16 protein-coding genes and 1 pseudogene are annotated in these 20,924 nt (G+C 58.1%); 6 read left to right on the top strand and 11 right to left on the bottom strand.

Features of this window, described 5'->3' with window-relative positions; all coding sequences use genetic code 11:
- The 3 genes from AC1Z24_RS03390 to AC1Z24_RS03380 all read left to right on the top strand — a co-directional run bounded on the left by AC1Z24_RS03390 (position 1) and on the right by AC1Z24_RS03380 (position 3,733).
- On the top strand, positions 1–2,316 hold the full coding sequence (locus tag AC1Z24_RS03390; RefSeq protein ID WP_483746515.1) for a PEP/pyruvate-binding domain-containing protein: 2,316 nt from the start codon (positions 1–3) through the stop codon (positions 2,314–2,316).
- The gene (locus AC1Z24_RS03385; RefSeq protein ID WP_483744528.1) at positions 2,313–2,930 is read left to right on the top strand and encodes a gamma-glutamyl-gamma-aminobutyrate hydrolase family protein; all 618 of its coding nucleotides are present in this window, start codon (positions 2,313–2,315) and stop codon (positions 2,928–2,930) included. The genes AC1Z24_RS03390 and AC1Z24_RS03385 overlap by 4 nt, the downstream gene beginning before the upstream one ends.
- 89 nt (positions 2,931–3,019) lie before the next feature.
- Positions 3,020–3,733 carry a phosphocholine cytidylyltransferase family protein gene (locus AC1Z24_RS03380; protein ID WP_483744527.1) on the top strand — a complete coding sequence of 238 codons (714 nt, stop codon included), beginning with the start codon at positions 3,020–3,022 and terminating at the stop codon, positions 3,731–3,733.
- Between the two features lie 79 nt (positions 3,734–3,812).
- On the opposite strand, the gene AC1Z24_RS03375 is transcribed toward AC1Z24_RS03380, so the two are convergent.
- From AC1Z24_RS03375 to dapF, 3 genes are all read right to left on the bottom strand, one after another.
- Complete coding sequence (locus AC1Z24_RS03375) at positions 3,813–5,423, bottom strand: methyl-accepting chemotaxis protein (protein ID WP_483744526.1); 1,611 nt, start codon at positions 5,421–5,423, stop codon at positions 3,813–3,815.
- Between the two features lie 281 nt (positions 5,424–5,704).
- On the bottom strand, positions 5,705–7,939 hold the full coding sequence (locus AC1Z24_RS03370) for a WG repeat-containing protein (RefSeq protein ID WP_483744525.1): 2,235 nt from the start codon (positions 7,937–7,939) through the stop codon (positions 5,705–5,707).
- Between the two features lie 123 nt (positions 7,940–8,062).
- Positions 8,063–8,878: a diaminopimelate epimerase gene (gene dapF / locus AC1Z24_RS03365; protein ID WP_483744524.1), complete on the bottom strand. Its 816-nt coding sequence runs from the start codon at positions 8,876–8,878 to the stop codon at positions 8,063–8,065.
- A gap of 265 nt (positions 8,879–9,143) precedes the next feature.
- Between dapF and AC1Z24_RS03360 the strand changes: the two genes are divergently transcribed.
- Entirely contained in the window at positions 9,144–9,968 is an 825-nt protein-coding gene (locus tag AC1Z24_RS03360) for a class I SAM-dependent methyltransferase (RefSeq protein WP_483744523.1), read from the top strand.
- 188 nt (positions 9,969–10,156) lie between these two features.
- On the opposite strand, the gene AC1Z24_RS03355 is transcribed toward AC1Z24_RS03360, so the two are convergent.
- Positions 10,157–11,107 (bottom strand): alpha/beta fold hydrolase, encoded by a 951-nt coding sequence (locus AC1Z24_RS03355; protein ID WP_483744522.1) that lies wholly within the window; start codon positions 11,105–11,107, stop codon positions 10,157–10,159.
- A 124-nt stretch (positions 11,108–11,231) separates the two neighbouring features.
- On the opposite strand from AC1Z24_RS03355, the gene AC1Z24_RS03350 reads away from it, so the two are divergent.
- Positions 11,232–12,149, top strand: a complete 918-nt coding sequence (locus tag AC1Z24_RS03350) for a LysR family transcriptional regulator (RefSeq protein WP_483744521.1) — start codon at positions 11,232–11,234, stop codon at positions 12,147–12,149.
- A gap of 129 nt (positions 12,150–12,278) precedes the next feature.
- Here AC1Z24_RS03350 and AC1Z24_RS03345 read toward each other — a convergent pair whose 3' ends face one another.
- From AC1Z24_RS03345 to AC1Z24_RS03315, 7 genes and pseudogenes are all read right to left on the bottom strand, one after another.
- Entirely contained in the window at positions 12,279–12,986 is a 708-nt protein-coding gene (locus tag AC1Z24_RS03345) for a methyl-accepting chemotaxis protein (RefSeq protein WP_483746514.1), read from the bottom strand.
- Positions 12,987–13,184: 198 nt separating this feature from the next.
- Positions 13,185–14,189 (bottom strand): annotated as a pseudogene (locus tag AC1Z24_RS03340) (methyl-accepting chemotaxis protein); the annotation flags it as partial.
- Positions 14,186–14,761, bottom strand: coding sequence for a hypothetical protein (locus AC1Z24_RS03335; RefSeq protein ID WP_483744520.1), 576 nt, complete (start codon positions 14,759–14,761; stop codon positions 14,186–14,188). The pseudogene AC1Z24_RS03340 and the gene AC1Z24_RS03335, both read right to left, overlap by 4 nt.
- A gap of 187 nt (positions 14,762–14,948) precedes the next feature.
- Entirely contained in the window at positions 14,949–16,205 is a 1,257-nt protein-coding gene (locus AC1Z24_RS03330; protein WP_483744519.1) for a hypothetical protein, read from the bottom strand.
- Positions 16,206–16,259: 54 nt separating this feature from the next.
- Positions 16,260–17,819, bottom strand: coding sequence for a glycosyltransferase 61 family protein (locus tag AC1Z24_RS03325; protein ID WP_483744518.1), 1,560 nt, complete (start codon positions 17,817–17,819; stop codon positions 16,260–16,262).
- 29 nt (positions 17,820–17,848) lie between these two features.
- Positions 17,849–19,027 carry a formyltransferase family protein gene (locus AC1Z24_RS03320; protein ID WP_483744517.1) on the bottom strand — a complete coding sequence of 393 codons (1,179 nt, stop codon included), beginning with the start codon at positions 19,025–19,027 and terminating at the stop codon, positions 17,849–17,851.
- A 178-nt stretch (positions 19,028–19,205) separates the two neighbouring features.
- Positions 19,206–19,601 carry a GNAT family N-acetyltransferase gene (locus tag AC1Z24_RS03315; protein WP_483746513.1) on the bottom strand — a complete coding sequence of 132 codons (396 nt, stop codon included), beginning with the start codon at positions 19,599–19,601 and terminating at the stop codon, positions 19,206–19,208.
- Positions 19,602–19,980: 379 nt separating this feature from the next.
- Here AC1Z24_RS03315 and AC1Z24_RS03310 point away from each other — a divergent pair, with 379 nt between their 5' ends.
- A complete protein-coding gene (locus AC1Z24_RS03310) occupies positions 19,981–20,910 on the top strand; it encodes a phytanoyl-CoA dioxygenase family protein (RefSeq protein WP_483744516.1) in 930 nt (309 codons plus the stop codon).
- Positions 20,911–20,924: the final 14 nt, after the last annotated feature.

Here is a 20,924-nt window from a genome sequence, read left to right as displayed (position 1 = left end):
ATGCCGCTGCATTTCTCCACCAAGGCCGGAACATTGGTCACCCTCCAGGGCCGGCTGATGTCCGCTCGCATCGCCCCGCTGCTGTCGTTCACGGTGAAGGACTGGAAAGTAGGTGCGCAAGCCTGTCTTCGTGATCTTCAGGAGCGAGTGGGGGCGGGGCCCTGGATCGTGCGCTCCAGTTGCCTGCGCGAAGACAGCGCGCAGGCTTCCTGCGCCGGGGCCTTTCTCTCTGTTGCGCACGTCAATGATGCAGGCCTGGTATCGGCGGTTGAACAGGTCATCGCCAGTTATGGTCAGGCGCACGAGTCAGACGAAGTTCTGATTCAGCCGATGCTGAAAAACGTGGTTCGCTCCGGCGTCGCCTTTTCCCACGACCCTAATACCTGTGCGCCCTATCGGGTAGTGAATTGGTCGGAAGGCAGTGACACCGCGTCTGTCACTGGTGGCATGGGCGGGCGGCTTTGGCAACAGGCCGCACACAGCAAAGTACCCACCCCACCCGACATAGCCCCCATGATCGCCTTGCTCGAAGAGCTGTTGGGGTTGTTCGATGGCGCGCCGGTGGACTGCGAATTCGCCGTCACACGCGAGAACGAAGGCGAAGTGCTGTGGCTGCTACAGGCGCGGCCGTTGATTCTGCCGTCGCCTGCGCAATCCGAGACAGTGCAGGCCGCTCATCTGGACAGTATCCAGCGCAAGGTCGCCAGGGGAATGCAGCCGCACCCATTCCTGATGGGCCAACGGACCGTCTACGGAGTGATGCCGGACTGGAATCCGGCCGAGATTATCGGCATTCGCCCCAAACCACTGGCGCTCTCGCTGTACCGGGATTTGGTCACTGATTCGATCTGGGCTTACCAGCGCCACAATTATGGCTACCGCAACTTGCGCAGCTTCCCGCTGATGCCGCATTTTTTCGGGCTGCCGTACATTGATGTGCGCCTGTCGTTCAACTCGTTCATTCCGGCCGACCTCGATGAAGGTCTGGCCGGACGCTTGGTGGATTACTACATCGATCGGCTCCTGGCTGAACCCACGCTGCACGACAAAGTGGAGTTCGAGATTGTTTTTTCGTGTTACACGCTGGATTTGTCACAGCGGCTGGAGCGTTTGGCCAACGCGGGCTTCCTGGAGCATGAGCTGGAGGCGATAAGCACCAGTTTGCGAAAACTGACCAATCGCATCGTTCATCCCAAGGACGGTTTATGGCGTGCGGATGCCAATAAGCTCGACATGCTGAGTTCGCGACGCGAAGAACTGCTGGCATCCAATGCCGACCCTTTGGAGCGCATTTACTGGCTGTTGGAGGATGCCAAGCGCTACGGCACCCTGCCATTCGCCGGTCTGGCCCGTGCCGGCTTCGTCGCCGTGCAGATGCTCAAGTCTCTGGTGACCGTAGGCGTGTTTTCGCAAGCTGACTACGATGGCTTCATGGGGAGCGTCTCGACCGTCAGTGGCCAGTTGGCACGCGATCGAGCGACACTGGACAAGGCGACTTTCCTCGCCCGCTACGGACACTTGCGGCCAGGCACCTACGACATCCTTTCCCCCCGCTACGATGAAGCACCGGAGCTCTACTTCGACTGGGCTCAACGTCCCGCCGTCCCGGAGCCCGCACAGCCATTTTCGCTCACCCTTCCCCAGATGCGCGCGATCGTGAAACAACTGGAGGAGCATGGCTTGCAGCCTGATCCAGTCGGCTTGCTGGACTTCATGCAGGCCGGCATCGAACTGCGGGAACTGGCCAAATTTCACTTCACCCGCAATCTCTCGGACGCCCTGGCATTGATTGCCGAAGTGGGTGCGCAGCACGGCATCAGCCGCGAAGAGATGGCCTATTGCGACATCAGTGCATTCAAGGAGCTGCACGTTGCGGCAGTCGATCCCAAGGACGTGCTGTTGAGCAGTATTGAACAGGGCAAGGCGCGATACGATAAAACGCTCAAGCTATCGCTTCCGCCGGTGATTACCCGGCCTGAGGATGTCTGGTCCTTCGAGTGGCCGGAAACCGCACCCAACTTCATCACTCAGAAACAGGTGACGGCCCCCGTCGCGGGCAGTGATGACAAAGAAAGACTCGCCGGGGCGATTGTCTGCATTCCCAATGCGGACCCGGGGTTTGACTGGCTGTTCGCCTATCCGATTGCCGGGCTGATAACCGCTTGGGGCGGCGCCAATTCACACATGGCCATTCGTGCCGGTGAATTGGGCCTGCCAGCGGTCATTGGTGCCGGAGAAGTCCTCTATCGCCGCTGGTCTGCGGCTCAGCGCTTACATGTGAACTGTCCCGGGCGCTGGGTAGAGATACTGTCATGAAGGTTGTTGCCGTGAGCCAGCGCATGGACGTGCTTGCTGAACGCAGCGAAAGTCGTGACGCGCTCGACCAGCGCCTGATCACTTTTCTTCTGACCGCTGGCTTTTTGCCGGTACCGGTACCCAACGGATTGGGCCTGCCAACACTGGACGGCGGGCTTGCTCACGACGCTTTGCATGAGTGGCTGAACAAGGTATCGCCACAGGCTATCGTGCTTTCGGGAGGGAATGACCTCGGCCAGTGCCCCACACGCGACCTGACCGAAGCCGTATTGCTTGAACATGCACGCTCGCGCAGCCTGCCGGTGCTGGGGATTTGTCGGGGAATGCAGATGATGGCGCATTGGTCCGGTGGCGAGCTAAAACCGGTCACAGGTCATGTTCGAACCCGGCATAAACTGTCAGGAAAAATTGCTGCCGAGGTGAACAGTTATCACTGTTTTTCTCTTGCCGGCTGCCCACAGGAATTCGAGGTCCTGGCGCGCAGTGAAGAGGGAGAAATAGAAGCCATCCGACACCTTAGCCTGCCTTGGGAGGGCTGGATGTGGCATCCGGAACGAGAGGACGTTTTTGCATCACACGACTGTCTTCGACTCAGGCAATTGTTCGGTGAGTAAAAACGGCTCGAACGGACTGAAGCGCCAGCAACTGGAAGCCACCTCGCCGACGCTGATTCTCCTTCGAAACTTCATAAGGTAAAACTATCGTGAAAGCCATTATCCTGGCTGCCGGACGTGGCAGCCGCATGAAAAGCCTCACAGATGAACGCCCCAAATGCCTGGTCGAGTTGCGCGGAAAGAGCCTGTTGGCGTGGCAACTTACGGCACTGCGCGGTGCAGGTATTTCCGAGATAGCCATCGTGACGGGCTACAAGCGCGAATTATTGGCAGACCAAGGATTAACCGAATTCCATAACTCACGCTGGGCTGAAACCAATATGGTGTCGTCATTGGCGTGTGCCGACAGCTGGCTACAGGCCGAGCCGTGCATCGTGAGCTATTCCGATATTTTCTATAGCCCATCAGCGGTGCTGTCGTTGATGACATGCGACGCGTCTCTGGCCGTTACCTATGACCCGAACTGGCTGGAGCTGTGGACACGGCGTTTTGGCGATCCCTTGCTGGATGCCGAAACTTTCCGACTGACACCCGACAACACCCTGGCCGAAATCGGCAGCACAGCAAAATCGGTGAACGATATTCAGGGCCAATACATGGGGCTGTTGCGTTTTACGCCCGAAAGCTGGGCAGAAATAGTTCGGCTACGCGCAGGCCTGCCCCCGCAACAGCGTGACAAAGTGCATATGACAAATACCCTGCAACAGGTCATTGATGCGCAGCAGATCCCGATCCACGCCCTACCCTATGCCGGAGAATGGGGCGAGGTAGACTCGTCCGAAGATCTTTTTCTATATCAGTAAACGAGATGATCGGACCTGTATCGGGACAGGTATTGGCATAAACAAGGGAGGTGATTTAACTCGCCCTCCCTCCCGCAACCTACAACACAAATCGCGAAACCGACGTCTTCAACTCCTGCGCCAGCCGCTCCAGCGACTGCACATTGCTATTGGCCTGCCCTACCGATTCCGCAGTCGCTTCGACCATATTGGAAATACGCTCGATATTTTCCGCGACGCTGGCACTGGCCAGGCTTTGTTCGGTGGTTGAGGTAGCGACCTCACGGACCTGCACAAGCGTGGCCGACGCTTCGCGGTTGATGTCACGCAGGGCGGTGGCGGCTTTTTCAGCCATCTGCACGCCTTGCAGCACCTGCGGGGTGACGGCGCTCATACTGATGACCACGGAGCCGGTGTCATTCTGGATGGAGGTGATCATGCTGGTGATTTCCTCCGTGGCCAGTGAGGTGCGCTGGGCCAGGTTACGTACTTCGTCGGCGACCACGGCAAAACCGCGGCCTTGCTCTCCCGCACGGGCCGCTTCGATGGCAGCGTTGAGGGCCAGCAGGTTGGTCTGGCTGGCGATGTTCTTGATGACGCTGGCAATGCTGTCGATCTCATGGGTGCGTTTGACCAGGCCCTCGATCATGCCCGAGGCCTCCTCGACTCTGACCGACACATCCTGAATGGCCTTGGCGGCATCGTTGACCAGTTGCTCGCCGTCGGCGGCCAGTTGGGTGGAGCTGGCGGAGTTCTTTTCGGTTTCCCCGGCACTGTAGGAAATGTGCTCAATGGTTACGGACATTTCTTCGATGGCGGCCGCCGTGGCCGTGGTGGCGTCGGAAGTTTGCTGGGAAGCCGAGTCCAGTTGATGCATCTGCCCGGACAGTCCCACTGCGGCGTGGCCCAGTTCGACGGCGCCCTGCTGGATGGAGTGGATCATTTCCCGTAGGTTTTTCTGCATCTGCGCCACGCTGGTAAGCAGGCTGAGTTTGCCTGAGCTGTGGACAATCGTCTGGCTCAGGTCGCCATTGGTGATGCTGCCGACCACGCTGGCGGCATAAGACGGCTCTCCACCCAGGCTGCTGTAGATGCTCCGGGAAATACGCCAGGCGACGATCACTACAGCAACTATCACTACCAGGCCGATAATGATGAAGTTAAATGCCAGCCGCCAGTAAGCTTTCTCAATATCGGAAACAAACACGCCGAAGCCGACAAACCAGTTCCAGTCTTGTATCTGTGTGACACCATTTATTTTCGGTGCCATTTCTCCGGTATCGGGGTTCTTGGTGAAGTCATCGTAGTAATAGAACTTGGCCGTGGTCAGATTATCGATGTAGTTCTGGATGCTGGTTTTGCCGTTGGCCGCCTTGCCCATATCGATCTTGCCGACCTTGTCAGCGATGGCATGAACCAGCCCCATGCCGTCAATGCCCCGTGCCCAGACATAGGCGTTGGAGCCGTTGCGCATATTGGTGAGCGCTTCGACCGCTTTAGCCTGTGCTTCGGCGCGGCTAAGCTTGCCGCTTTTTTCCAGGCCCTGGAAATAACCGACCTGCTGCGCAGCGAGGCTGAGAACCGTATGGATTTCATTGCGCTTGTCGTCCTGCATGGTGGAGTGCAGGGTGTTCAAGGCCAGGCCGCCGATGATCGCGAGGCCGAGAATGGCCGTCAGTACCAGGATGAATAATCGATGGGATAACTTCACGTCCTTCTCCAATAAAAGCCCTAAGTCAAATCCCTAAGGGGCGTTAGTTGTGTTTATTAGATAATGGCTATCGGCTATTTATCGAAGGACTTTAGTTTTGGATCCAAAAAAATATGAGTGGCTAGTTTCGATCAATCGAAACTAGCTCGAACAGCATCAGAAGGTGAAAGGCAAGTGAAACTGCACGTGTGTTTAGATTAAAAAATTGTATATGCAGGACCGGTTCATCGATCAACCAAAGCCTCGCTCCAACGTATGACCTGCGATATCAGCCCTGCGCCTTATTCGGCCCGAACCGCATCGGTAGCCTGCTCGGCTTCGTCGCTATCACCCTCGCTGCTCGAATCGGTTTCGATCTCGTAGCTGTTGATCTGCTGGCCGTCAGCGTCATACACCAATATCCGCCCCTCTTTCTCCGGGTCGTAGATGCTGTATTGCGCGTCGTTGTTGTTGGCCGACACGCTGTAGGTGTTGTACCCGCCGAGTTTTTTGACGAGTTGGTTGTGCTTGTCGATCAAGACCAGGCCATCGAAGCCTTCCTCGGGTACAGCAGCCGCCAGCCGCGCCTGAAACGGACGGATCGACAGGTAGTTCAACGGAACGGTCAGCGCACCCTGCATATCGATAGCGCCATAGCGCTCACCCTTGCGCACCACTGCCATGCCATTGGAGAACGGCTGCACCTCGTCATAGGGCAACTTGAAAGGCAGGGTCTTGCCTTGTTGGTCGATAAAGGCAAAGGTTCGGCTTTTGCTGTTTTGTATCAGCAGCGGCTGCCCGGCCGCGAAGTCGCCCAGCACATCGAAACCGGCCGGGTTGAGTTTATTGCCGCTCAGGTCGTAAAGGTCATGGCGTTTGTCATCGGCTGAGGTGGTGTACAGGAAGCCTTCGTACTGGCGCACGCCACCAAAGCGCGGTGGCAGGAGTTCCTTGCCGTCGAGGGTATAGGCGCCGTAAGTCGGCTTGGACTCATACGTTTTGTCGCCCAGCCTGCCCACCAGGACATTGCCTTGCACCTGCGGGTTGACGAACTTCATCGGCACGCTGAAGGCCTGTTTCTTCATGCTGTAGATGCCGAAAGGGCCGTTGTCGTTGCGCTGCACCAGCATCAAGTCATCGTTGATCTGTTCTTCGATACCTGCAAAAGGCAAGGCCTTGAAGTTGAGGGTGCCGGGTTGCAGGTAGTAGTACTTGACCAGCACTTCAGACACGTCATCGCCGACCGACCGTTTACCGGTCACCACCCGGTAAACCCCGGCAACATCCAGGTAGTCGATGCCGATAAAAGTGGGCTTTATTTTCCAGGCGCCGGTGGCATCGACGAAGCCGACCAGATCGGATTTCTGATCGTGAGCGATATAAATGTCCTGAACCGGCAAGCGATTGGGCAGCATCAGCTCGGTCTTGCTGACTTGTACCGGGTCGTAGACCACTATCTCGACCCTGGCGGGTGTGTCGTCATACCGGTATTGGGCCTGAATATTCTTCAGGCTGCCTGCAGCGGGCTGAAGGCTGACCGCAAGTTTCTGCAGTTCATCCTGCAGGCTCTGGCTGTCGCGATACTGGCCGAAGCTGGCTTTTACTTTGAGCAGTGCGTCATACAACTTGCGCAGGCTGGCCATTTCTTCGTCAGAAGGCAGGGTGCTGGAGTTGGAACTGCTGCTGCGCAAGCGCTTGCCTGACTCATCCAGCCCCTGCACGACAAAACTGTCGGCCCTGGGCGTGGAGATCATCAGCGCGGCGGCGTTATCCTGCAGCGACGTCAGGCGGTAGCGCTCGCTGCCCACCGTAACTTGCGGGTGATCTTTATCCAGCACGACCTTGTGATAACCGGGGTAGCTTTTATAGCTGACTTCCACGCTGACTTTATCGATGGGCTTGGCCGTATTCAGTTTGGCGTCGCTGCTGTAATAACCGGTTTCCTCATCATCGGCCTGCACTCGGGCCTCTACCACCGAATAGTCCTGTTCAGAGCCGTCGCGGAAATAAATACGCTTGAAGCGGTAGCGCTCCACCGATTCATTACTGGCGGCCGCTGCCTGTTTCCAGATGGCATCCAGCGCCTGAGTGTTCCATTTGGCCACCGAGCCCGGCACATCGATCACCTGACGAAAATCCACCGCGCCTGGAGCAAGTGCAGCCAGAGCCGCTTCGACATCCTTGCCGGTGAAGGGTTTGATGAGTTCGTCATAGGCTGGCACGACCGCCACTTGATCAACAGGCGTCGCTTTTACCGGGGTGATCTTGAGGGTCAGGCTGCTCAGCCGGTTGAGCGCATTGAGGGAGTCGCGGGTATCGGCGATCAGAAAGTTCAGGCGCTTCTGCGCGTCGGGCAACGACAGGGTGGCGATATCGTCCAGACCGCCCTCATTGAGCTGATCGGGAGCGAACTCTTCGCCACTGATCAACCCATCTTCCGAGCGACCGACCATGAAGGCGTAGGTCAGCCCCCCTGCCAGCAACAGGCCGACGACCAGAGTCGACAGCAGAACGGTCCTTGTCTTGTTGGTTTGCATGGTCATGAACTCTTGCGGCACAGCCGGGTGGCAGACACTGCTTGGTCCGGCCAGGTCCTCCTGAGTTCCCCGGCCCGCCGCAATGAGCGTACCGATTGGCAGGAATCACGACTGGTTCCGCTTTCAGGCGCGCAAAAAATGCTCGGCCAGGACGCCGGACTGTATCGGCTCCACCGAACCGGTGAGGATCACCCCGCCACTGCCGTCCCAGCTCACCTTCAGGGTGCCGCCGTCACACTCCACTTCCACCGTGTTATCCAGCAGCCCGCGACGAATGCCGTTGACCACTGCGCCGCAGCAGCATGAACCGGAGCCCATGGGAATGCCGCCACCGCGCTCCCAGATGCGCAGGCGGATATGACCACGGTCGATGATCTGGACGAAATGCACGTTGGTTTTTTCCGGAAACAACGGATGAGTCTCGATCTGCGCGCCCATCAGCGCGATATCGAGGGTGGTCAGGTCGTCGATGAAATAGGTGCAGTGCGGATTGCCCATGTTGCACGCCGCTGGGGTCGCGGGCAGTGGCAGCAGCAGGGTGTCGGCGGCTTCGCCCAGGGGGATGTCCTGCCAGTCGAGCAGCGGCTTGCCCATGTCCACCGAGATGCGTTGATCGGCTTCGCGGTGGCAGGTCAGCAGGCCGCGGTGGGTTCGCAGTACGACCGAGGAAGTACCGGCCTCAGTCATCAACAGATCAGCCACGCCACGGGTGGCACTGCCGCAGGCATTGAGCTGCGTGCCGTTGGGGTTCCAGAACACCAGCCGCGCGGCTGCATCCGCGCAATCGAGGACGACCGCCAACTGATTGAAACCGATGCCGCAATGGCGATCGCCCAGGCGTCTGGCTATTTCAGGGGTGATCGGGTCAGCCTGGCCGCGCCGGTCGACCACCATGAAGTCATCGCCGTGGGCGTGCATCTTGATGAAACTGAGGGTCATACCTTGCCCTGCTGATGAAGATGTCATTTCGCCAAATTCTATTGTGTGGGAGCCGGGCGTGCCCGCGAAAGCGATTCGTCAGACACGAAAAAAGTATTGCCTGTACCGGCCTCTTCGCGGGCAAGTCGGAACGCCGCCCGCACGCTCCCACAAATATCAATCACGCTATAGAACATTTGGTTTGGACAACCGTAGAAAATGTGTGATCCCCACCCTGAAGCCCCGTGCTAACGTCGGCCGCACATGCACTTTTGCCAGGACGATCATGAACCGAAAGCTCGCGGCGTTGACCTTCGCCACCCTCCTCGCACCAAGCCTCAGTCAGGCCGCCCCGGCCGCAGCAAAAATCACCGACGAGCAATATGCCAGCGTGCTGGCCGGGCCATGGCGCGCACCGGAAAACAGCGTGCGCGATGGCTATCGCCACCCTGAGCAGACCCTGAAATTCTTCGGCCTGCAGCATAACCAGACGGTGATCGAAATCACCCCCGGCGGCGGTTGGTACAGCGAAATTCTTGCGCCGCTGCTCAAGGACCATGGCCATTACATCGCCGCCCTGCAAGCGCCGGCCTCGGGTGATTACTACAAGAAATCCGCCGATGGCCTGAAGCAGAAGTTCAAGGCCGATCCAACCCACTATGCCAAGGCCGGTTTTGTCGAGTTCGACCCCAAGGCGCCAGCGTTCGGCAAGCCGGGCTCCGCTGACCGCGTGCTGACCTTGCGCAACGTACATAACTGGGTGATGGCTGATGACGCGCCGCAGATGTTCGCGGCGTTTTTCAAAGTGCTGAAACCGGGCGGCGTACTCGGCGTGGTCGACCACCGTGCCAAGGACGGCGCCGATCTTGAGAGCATCAAGCAAAGCGGCTACCTGCCCACCGACTACGTGGTCAAACTGGCCACCGATGCAGGTTTCAAGCTTGAGGACCAGAGCGAAATCAACGCCAACCCCAAGGACACCAAGGACTACCCGGGCGGTGTCTGGACCTTGCCGCCGTCGTTGAAACTGGGGGATCAGGACCGGGCCAAATATGTGGCGATCGGCGAGTCGGATCGGTTGACGTTGCGCTTCGTCAAACCGGGGATATAAAGCCTTTGTGGTGCAATTTTGGGGGAGCTGACACACGCCTCTGACAGCGCCCTGTCACGAGGAATAAATAGTCCACGTGGGACCGGCTTTAGCCGGGAAGACGTAAGCAGAATCGGCATCTCTATCGCCTGCTACATCGCTTTCCCGGCTAAAGCCGGTCCCACAATCCCCCCGTGCCTTAGGGGCTATCAGTGCGCCTTGTCGACAGTACGATCCAGGAACCGATGAATCTCGTTGCCAATCGCCTCGACATCGGTTTCCAGAGCGAAATGGCCGGTGTTGTAGAAGTGCACTTCTGCCTTGGCATCGTCACGCTTGAACGCCTCGGCACCGGCAGGCAGGAAGAACGGATCGTTCTTGCCCCAGACCGCCAGCAGCGGCGGCTGATACTTGCGGAAGTAGGCCTGGAATTCCGGGTAACGCTTGACGTTATTGGCGTAGTCACCGAACAGATCGAGCTGGATTTCGTCGTTGCCCGGGCGAGCAACGAAGGCCGCGTCCAGTGTGTAGGCCTCTGGCGCTACGCTGTCGGGGTTGCTCACGCCGTGGGTGTATTGCCACTTGATCGACTCGGGCTTGAGCATCTCGCGCAGGGCATTACGGTTCTCGGCGGTCGGGTCTTTCCAGTAACGCTGAATCGGGTTCCAGCCTTCGCTCAGACCTTCCTCGTAGGCATTACCGTTCTGGCTGATGATCGCCGCGATGCGCTCCGGATGCGCCACTGCCAGGCGCCAGCCGACCGGGGCGCCATAGTCGAAGACTTCAATCGCATAGCGCTTGAGCGCCAGGGCTTCGGTGAAGCCGTCCATGGTTTTTGCCAGGTTGTCGAAGGTGTAGGCGTATTTCCCGCGATCCGGGCTGTCAGAGAAACCGAAGCCGGGCATGTCCGGGGCGACCACATGATAACGGTCGGCCAGTTTTGGAATCAGCTCGCGGTACATGAACGACGACGTCGGAAAACCGTGCAGCAACAGGACGGTCGGCGCCTTGGGATCACCGGCTTCGCGGTAGAAAATCTTCACGCCCTGCACGTCTACGGTGTGATGGCTGACCACCGGCTGCGAGGGTGCCGCCTGGGCGTTGGAGCCGATCAATGCAGTCGCCAGTACCGACGCTGCCAACAACGTGTTAATGGACATGGTCTATTTCCTTTCAAGGGTTTCGAGCTGTCATCAGCTCCTTGACCGAAATAGTGCCGCCTTTCACATATAAAGATAATTCACTAATATCGAGAACCATCCTGCCAATAAATGGAAGAGTTCAATGGATCGCTTCGAGGCCATGTCACTGCTGGTCATGGTGACGGAGAAAGGCAGCCTGTCGGCGGTCAGCCGTGCCCTGCATGTTCCGCTGCCCACGCTCAGCCGCAAGCTCTCGGACCTTGAAGCATTGATCGGTACTCGTTTGCTGATCAGGACTACACGCAAACTGACTCTCACTGACGCAGGTGTCGCCTACGTCGCCGCAGCACGACGCATTCTGGAACAGGTTGAAGACGCCGAACGGGAAGCGGCCGGGGAGTTCAAGGAGCCCAAGGGCGAGCTGGTGCTCACCGCGCCGGTCCTGTTCGGGCGGCTGCATGTGTTGCCGGTGGTGACGGATTTCCTCGAGCAGTTTCCTGAAATCAACGTGCGTCTGGTGCTGGCCGACCACAACATTCATCTGGTCGACGATCACGTCGACATGGCCGTGCGCATCGGCAGGCTGCCCGACAGCAGCATGGTCGCTACGCGTATCGGCGTGATGCGCTCGGTGATGTGCGCAAGCCCGGCATTGCTGGGCAAGTATGACGAACCCCAGACCCCGCAGGCGCTGGAGGGGTTGCCCTGCGTCAAGGTCGATACGCCGCTGCCGGCAATGAACTGGCGCTTCCCGCTACCAGGCGGGGCGCACGACATAGAAGTGCCGATCCGCCCACGCTTGCTGGTCTCCACCGCCGAAGCAGCGATGCAAGCGGCCGTGCGCGGCGTCGGCGTGACCCGCCTGCTGCACTATCAGGTGGCGGATGCGGTGGAAAACGGTAGCCTGCGGATCATCCTGCGCACGTTCGAACCGGAGCCGATGCCGATCAGCCTGGTGCATGCGTCGCGAGGGTTCATGCCGCTGAAGATGCGCCGGTTCATTGATTTTGCCTTGCCGCGATTGCGCGAGGGATTGGACAGGCTGACGGCGTCTACGTGACCGTGATTGGGCTCTGTGGGACCGGCTTCAGCCGGGAAGAGGCCGGTACAACCGATACATATCTATCGTCTGTCCTTGCGCTTTCCCGGCTGAAGCCGGTCCCACAAATCAGTATCAGGCCCTCGGGTATCAGGACACCTTGAACCGCTCCACCAGCGTCGTCAGCTCGCCGCTCAGGCGTGACAGTTCGTCACTGGCTTCGGTGGTTTTCAGGCTGTTGTCAGCAGATTCGTCGGCGATGTCCCGCACTCGCACCAGGCTGCTGCTGATCTGCCGCGACACGCTGGTCTGCTGATCGGCCGCCGTGGCAATACTCATGTTCATGCTGTGGATGGACGCCACCGAATCACGAATTTCGCTCAGCACCTGCCCGGCCGCACGGGCCAGTTCGACGCTGGAATTGCTCATCTCCTCGCTCTGTTGCATCAGTGCCGTGGCATCCTTGGCACCTTCCTGCAAGGACAAAATCAAGCCTTCGATTTCCTGAGTGGACTGTTGCGTGCGCTGGGCCAGCCCGCGCACTTCGTCGGCCACCACAGCAAAGCCGCGACCGCTCTCCCCCGCCCGTGCCGCTTCGATGGCAGCATTGAGCGCCAGCAGGTTGGTCTGTTCGGCGACGGCACGAATCACGCCCAGCACGCCGTCAATGCGCTCGCTGTCGTGGCGCAGGCGGGTCATGGCCTGCCCGCATTGGGCGACGTTGGCCACCAACAGGTCGAAATGCTCAAGCGCCTGGGCAATGATGCGATTGCCTTCGATGGTTTGCTGTTCGGTAACGTGCGTGGCGTGGGTGGTGTCCCGGGCGTTTTCCGCGACATGCTGGGCACTGGCGACCATATCGGCGACCGCATGGGTGACGTGCGCGGTCTGCTCGCGTTGCAGAGTGGCCCCGGCATTGCTCTGGGAGGTCACCACCGACAGCGCCGCAGCCGCCGAGGTCAGGCGCTGGGCGCCGCCACCGATGCGGCTGATGAGCTGGCGCAGATGCTCGGCCATTTCCTGCATGGCGCCCATCATCTGGCCGATTTCGTCCTTGGTATGGCTTTCAAGCTTGCCGGTGATATCGCCGGCGGCAATCTGCCGGGCCACGGTCAGGGCACGGTTGAGCGGCGGCACAATCTGCCGGGTAATCAGCCAGGACGCACCCAGCCCCAACAGCAAGGCCAGCACGGCAGCCACGGACAATTCGCCCTGAGCCATGCGCACATCGTGGCTGCGGCCTTCAACATGCTGCTGATAAATGGACGCACTCAAGGTCTGCAGTTCGTTGGCCTGATCGAGCATCAACTGCTTGGCCTTCTGGCTCTTGAGCAGGTTGTCGCGAAACTCGGCAACCCGGTCCTGATACGTCAGCACGGCCTGCAGGGCATCGACCAGTTGCTGCTGAAGATCATCGCTGGGCAGCAGCTCCCACAGGTCGTTGCCGCGCTGGCGGATGTGATCAACGCTGGCCGCCACATGCTGATGAGCCTGATCGGTAGGGTTGGCAATGTAGTTGCGTACTTCATCGCGCAGGGCGCTCATCAGCCCTTGCAGCTCCACCGCCGTCTGCAGCGGCGCGATGCCACTGGCAGGGTTGCTGCCCAGGGTCTCGAACAGGCTGTTGAGGACCTTGTTCAGCTTGCTGGCAATATCTTCGATCACCGGGTTCATTTCACTCTGCGCGCGCCTGGCCTGATTACGCGCTATCACGAAATCACTGAAGGTCTGTTCATAGGTCTTGCGCACGGTGCGAATGCGCTCGACGGCGCCACGACCGTCTTCACCGGCACTGATACGGACCTTGTCGACGAGGGTGTCGAGCTTGCCGATTTCCCGGTTGTACGCGTCGACGGCCTGGCTCTGGCCGGTGCGGTCGAACTCGTTTTCCTGCAGGCGCACGGCAGCGATCTGACTGTCCAGGGAGATGCTGTCGACCAACGCCTCGCTACGGGTAGTGAGTTGCTTGACGCTGTACAGCGCGATGCAGGTCAGCAGCGCGGTCAATAACAGCACGGCGCCAAAGCCGGCGATCAGTTTGCCTCTGACGGAGGTGTTCATGCGCAGCGCCCCCGGATCAGGCGCATATCCACTTCGCGCTCGACGAACTGCCACTCCAATGTGCCGCGCAACAACCCCAGCAACTCGTCGAAAGCCCCGGCATCAGCGGCGTTGAATTCAAACCAGGTAAGAAAATCGAAAGGCTGGGCACTGGGCAGATCACGGCAATGAAACAGGCGCCGGGCAATGCCCGGCAGGTAGTTCATGCCCACGGCGATGTGCCGTGACTGCTCCTCGACAATACTGCGCCGCTCGTCCTGGGTCAGCCCCCACCATTGCGGGTTCTTGCGCAGGGCAATAAATGCTCCGCAATCCGCGGCAGGGCGGCCCAGCTCTGCCTGACGGGCAACCAGGGCGGTTTTTTCATCGCGGTTGACGTAGCGCTCGTTACTGGTGACGCCTTGCAGAGACCACTGCGAGGCCGATTCCGGCAGGCTCTCGGTATAGCCGATGACGGCCAGACGCGCAGCATCCGGTAAAGACTCCCCCACCACGGCGGTATTGCTCTGGATCGACCAGGAACCCTGTTCGCCAGCAACGAAGCTGAACAAGCGCTGCGATTTATCAATCATGGGGGGAGTGCTCAAGAATTCACGTCAGGCTGACGAGGGTTAATTCGCTCGGGCACGGGTATTGGTTACACCGGTAGAAAATTAATTCGAACCGTTGGAGTGAGGCTTGCCCGCGAAGAGGTCTGTACACCAGACACATTCCCTGAGCCTGGAGCATTGCCTTCGCGGGCGAGCCTCGCTCCAACGGTCAGGGTTTGACGGAGGTTTGCGCGGTGTCATGCAGTTGCGGTGGATAGCGCTGGATCAGCGCCTGGGCAAACGCCTGTTGTTGGGCAAAAGCCTTGAAGTCCGGCTTGTAGTCCATCTGCTTGGGCCAATACTGGGCAGCGATTTTGTGCCAGTAGAGAACATCGTCCGAACCAGCCACCGATGTGTGGTTTTCGCGCTGGATGTACTCCATGGGCTGATCGTCCACCCAGCGCCAGGTACGCCGCAGATCCTTCGGCTCGTCGGTCACTACCTGACGCAGATGACCGTCGATGAACACGTAAACGATCCGCACATCCGAGGTGTATTTCCCGGTATCGGTGCCGCGCAAGTCGTACAGACAGATGCCGCCGTGGTCATCCAGGGTGATGCTGACCTCGACATTGGGGTCGTAGGGCCATTGCGTGGATTTTTCCAGGCGAGCCCGATAGGTCGTGGCAGCAGGTCGCAAGCACAAGTAGGAGAAATCTTTCAGGTTCGCAGTAGGGTTGTAGACCCAGCCTTTGTCGGGCGTGGGAATCAGCCCATAGCTGTCGAGCAGCTCACTGCTGATCATCGAGTTTTTCTCACCGAAGTGACCGCGAATGCGCTCTTTCACGCTTTGCCGGGTTGTCCAAGCGGGCCAGTCCCCTTTGTCCAGCCCACACTGCACAGCCTTGGGATTGCTGCTGACGCCCTTGCGGTAGTTGAGCAGGAATTGCCGGGTGAGCATTTCCGGTTGGCGTTCGTCGGTATAGCAGTCGGTGGTGACGTCCTGGGTGATCGGCTTGCACTGCGCACAGGGCAGCAGACTCAGGTTCAGCGAAGCGATCCGATACTCAGCGCCGCGCACCTTGAGCAGGGGCGCAAAGTCCACGTCGATACTGCGCTCACCGGCAAGGCTGACCTGGCTGGCAGGCAACTGCATCGATTCAGATCGAATGACCATGCTTTCGCATTTTCTGAAACTCGGTACTGGCACGAACACCACATTGCTACCGGGCCTGCAATTATGTCGGCTGGTCGTGGTGATGGTGGTGCCGGGATCGGTCAGGTTGACTGGGTTGTAGGTAGCCTGTACCGAGACACGCCAGCCGCTGGCCAATGGCGCTTCAGGAGTGAACAGGTCGAATCTGACCCGATCCCTGTCCGCCTGCTGAGTCTGGGCGGGAGAAGGCGCTGCAGACGTGCCCCGTGCTTCGCATCCGCCAGACAGTAATAACGTAATGACAGCCAACGCCGCAGCCACGCCTTTCAATAGGACTTCCTTTTATTATTTTTTTGCCGAACGCAGCCACGTTTCGTACAGAGCCTAGACCGGATCAGGCAAATGTCGCTGCACCCATGCCCTGACGGCTGAGCAGTCCAGGGTGTAGTCCCTGTAGTAAAGCTCGTGGGAAGTTCTGGCACCGGTGCGATAGCAGATGAACTCCAGATCGACACCGACAATCGCCGCCAGATTGGAAAAGCACGACAGGTCGCCATATTCCTCGGCCATCCAGCACAATGCCTGGGTACCTGGCGAAGCGAACATGATGTTGGTCCAAGCAGCCCCTGTCGGCCCCACAACCACTTCGGCATTGACCATGATCGCGACCTGCTGGTGAACGTCCAGATCTTCCATGTGCACAGAGACAAAACCGTAGGGCTCAAGCAGATCGACGACATCCTGCTGGTTATAGCGGCGCAAATGCCCCTTGCGCGCAAGAAACACCCGCTTGGGCAAGTCAGCCATGGCGATCCCGGCGGCCAGGCTTAACCCGCTTTTGCGCAGATACTGAATGGATTCAGGCCGCGCAAAATTGCTATTGGTGGTGTTGCCGTTGCTGTTCTTGAAGTTAGGAATCATGTTGTTGGGCGCCGTGATTAGCAACAGATCCGCGACCCGGTATTTATGCTGTGTTTCCAGATAAATAAAAGGCCTGGTAATGCCCTGGCTTTCCACCAAGGCCTTGATCGACGGTATTTTCTGGCTATTGGCAGAAATCAGGATGGGGTAATCCTGATACGCCTCAGGCAACTCGGCAATGAACTGCAACTGGGAAAGAATTTCTACAACCCAGTGATAATAGTTACCCTCGCTGCCACCATTGATCAAAATGCCTTTATCAACAGATTCAACCTTGCCGCACCGCATCAGCACCAGAGACTTGCCGTGAAAAAACAAATCGCCGACGCTGTAATCGGCGTCGCGCGGTGTTGTCGTGGTCACCCGCTCCACCACCGCTCGCTCATCCGCCAGCACTACAGAACGGGATACCGAGCCCACCAGCCCGTCGCGAAAGCGATGCAGTGCGACCTCCGGCAGCGTGATTCTTTCTGCGGCTACCTCCCTCCCGACAAACCGCGGCCCCTGGACTTCAGCGGGCATTGCCGGCCGAAACACATGCACTTTGAACTCATCGGAGCTGTCCAGCCAATGCAGTTTGTAGCGCTTTAGCGCTTTTGCATGACCGGGCTTCCATTTGCGAAAGACCGCCAAGAGCGCGTCGGATATCAGCTCGGGGCTGTGGCAAATCGACTCCAACAGCAGAACCCGCAGGCAGCTGCGCAGACGCATGATCCGCGACACCGGCGCCAGGCCCGGGTGATGAATATCGATTTTTGACCAGGGGACACCCAGGTTGATCAATTGCGGATAAATGGCCGCGTAATAGTCACTGGCAATGACAATCCGGTCGAACTCGAGTTGAGCCAGTTCCTGAGGCGCATAGATCAACTTGCCGACCAAGCGCTCCCCGTGTCGCTGCGCATTGTTATCCAAAAACCCAAGGACGTCATAACGCCTGCGATGGCGATTGTAATAGTTGACGCCGCCTGAACCGGCGCCAAAAACAAGAATGCGTTCTTTCTTTTTCGACCACACAAACATACGAAACTCAGCTATGGATAGGGCATTGATCAAACGCGCACGAGTAACTCTGCGTATTGCTCTTCACTCAGATAATCCGATAATTTTTTACCGGCATGATCCTGAGCTTGCAGATCCGCGCCGTTTTTCAACAGCAGGGAAAAGGTGCGACGGCAGCGCCCGGCAAAATACGCATCCTTGGCGTACATCAAAGGCGTAGTGCCTTTGTTGTTGGGGCGACGTGCTGACGCGCCCTTCTTCAACAGCCAGTTCACCACATCGTAGGCCCCGGCGTAGCTGGCCACGATGAGCGGCGTCCAGCCCTTGATGTTGGCGTCGTTGTAGCCTGCGATATTGCCTTCCAGCCTGATGACCTCCTGCAGGTCTCCTTGCTCACAGGCCGCCAGCATCTGCGCCAGCCTGTCGAAATGGAAACGGACGTCGTAATCAATGGTCGCCACGTCCACGTAATATTCGGTTTCTGCCACGACAAAGCCCGGTTTATTGCAGGACTTCTGCGCAAGAATCGTGGCGGACGTTACGGGCTTACCCTGCCACTTCAAGAACTGGAACTCACGAAAGGCAAACGCCCTGATTTGCTTCACGCATTCCCAGGCGGTGGCGTTGGTTTTGATACTGAGACAGCCGTAGTCGATCGCCGACTTCGAATAGTAACTCGACCCGCGCGCCGACTGTGGTCGCCCCTCGGCCTGATGGTTGACCAGTCGCAGGAACCAGCGGTCCATCAATTCGCAGGCCTGCTGGGTGAATGTCAGGAAGAGTTCCCGGCAGGTCCACCAATCGGCAATCGGGAATATTTGCTGGTCGACTATATCGCCGGTATCAATACCACGGTCCATATAATGAAGCGTCACGCCCGCCTCTTCCTTACCGTCAAGGATGGGCCATACGCAGGTAAACATGCCTTTGTATTCCGGCAATTTGGAAAAGTGAATATTAAAAATAGCCGGGATCGAAAACCGCGACGGCAAGACCAGTTGGTCGAACTCCAGGGATATGAACGCCAGGGCGGCCATCTCATAGGCGGCGTCGAGGCTGATTTCTTTCACGCCCCATTGCGCTGCAGCCTGGCGCAATGATCGCTGCCAGGTATCGACTCCAGGGTCATTTTTATTACATACCACGGCAATGCAGTCAGCCGGGAAGTGCCGCAATGCCAGTTCCAGACCGTGCACGGCAATATTGTTTTTTCCTGCGATGATGATCATTGCCTGCCTGTCTCTACTTCTTTGATCCACAGCCTAGAGCAAATATTGACGACCTACGAAAGCGCTGTCCATAGCAGCGACCGCCGGTTCAAGCATTGCGTCGAAACGATCAAATATTTTCTTTAAGCGCGTTCATTTATATACAACTCCTTGCGCACTCAGGCTGTGCCGAATTTTATTATTTGTCGGCCTCGTCCATCAGTTTCTTCAGCAAGTGTTCGCGAAACTGAAGAACAGCCGCTTCGCTGATCCCGAAATACAGATTGTCCTCATCCTCGCCGGTCCGCAGCGCCCCCATTTTTTCGTTGAAAGAAATAACGCTCTCGTTACCCTTGCGCACATCGAAATGGGCCTTGTGATAACCCAGATGCTGGAAGCCGATCTGATAGATCAGAAAAGCACTCTCCAGGGCGGCATAACGGGTCTTGTCCCCGTTCAGAATCCAACTGCCCCAGCAGAATGAATCCTCGCGCAAATCATAGATACGCACGGTGCCGCAGGGCGTGCCGTCGTGCCTTTCGATGATGAAATAGAACTGGCGACCGGCGCGTTCATCATCCTTGTAGCCTTCGATCCAGAGACGTTGCGCTTCGACGCTGGGGTTACACTGGACAAGAACTGGTTATAACGCTCGTCCAGACGCAGCTTGAGAACGAAGGCTGCATCATCGGCTTCGATCAATCTCAAACGTACGGATTTTCCTTGCAGATCCATGACCACTCCAGACAAGCACTGCGTCGACCGGCCGAAGCCTACACCCGGCTTGGCACTTTCGCGAATAAAGCATCCTCGTCATGGATCCGCTGATACGGCTCAATAGCGCCATGTTGCAACTGCCGGAAGATTAGGCCAGGCGATTGCGCCGAAGCGTTTTTTTTCGCGGCCCGGATTCATTTCAAGACAAGGGGGCCGATAACATCACTGGGATCAACAGCAAGATGAGCGAATAAAGCATGCAGAGCTGCGTCAACAACCTCATGGAACACGGCGCCCACGTGTTCGGAGAAATACTCGACGTTCACCGTACCCAGGCGCTGTACCAACGGATGATCGCCGCCCGGGCGTTCGACGGCAGCCTGTTCATGGATCAGGCCGAGTATCTGGCGCAGGAAAACCACTTCAACGCCAACCCGACCAAGACCTTCAACTTCCTCAATCAGTTCGAAGAGCAGTTGCAGTTCATCGAACAGGACCCACGCCTGACCGCCGTGCTCGGCCATGTGCTGGGTGATGATTACGAAGTGGTGATCAAGAAAGCGGTGTGCGGCGTGCCGGACTCCTGGCTGCCGGAATGGATCCGCGAGAAGATCCGTGATGTCAACGTCGCAAACCTGGGGCCTTATATCAAGAAGCCGTTTCGCGACATCACTTACTTTCGCGGCATCGACTTTCATCAGGACATCATCGATTGGCCTCAGGGCCGGGTAGAACTCGATCCATCGACCTTCCTGACCCTGTATGTCTATCTGCACGATGTCAGCGAGCATGATTCGCCGCTGCACCTGATGCCCGGCACCCATCAATTCGGGGCGACACTCTTCCCTCACCGACTTGAACACCTGCATGACGACAAATGGGTCTATAGCGATGACATGGGCAACTGCACACCGTGCATTGATCAAAAATTGACCGGCGGGCCCGGCTATGTCGGCCTTTGGCACAACTGCACGCTGCATGGAACCCGCCCGGTGACCCATGAGTCGGAACAGTTCCGCCTGTCGCTGCGTTATTTGCTCGGTAAATCCAATGGCAACAGCTACAGGACCGGCATCGACGACATTAACAGCAGGATCAAGGGCGAGCTTAAACCGATCAGGACCCGCCGCGATCTTGACGAAAAAGGCGTGGCGCAGATACGCGGTAACATTATCAACAAGAGCTGACAGGCCGCGCGGCA

The organism is Pseudomonas sp. JL23 (assembly GCF_056933585.1).
Note: the sequence above shows the minus strand (reverse complement) of the source record. Positions and strands in the feature narration are given on the sequence as shown.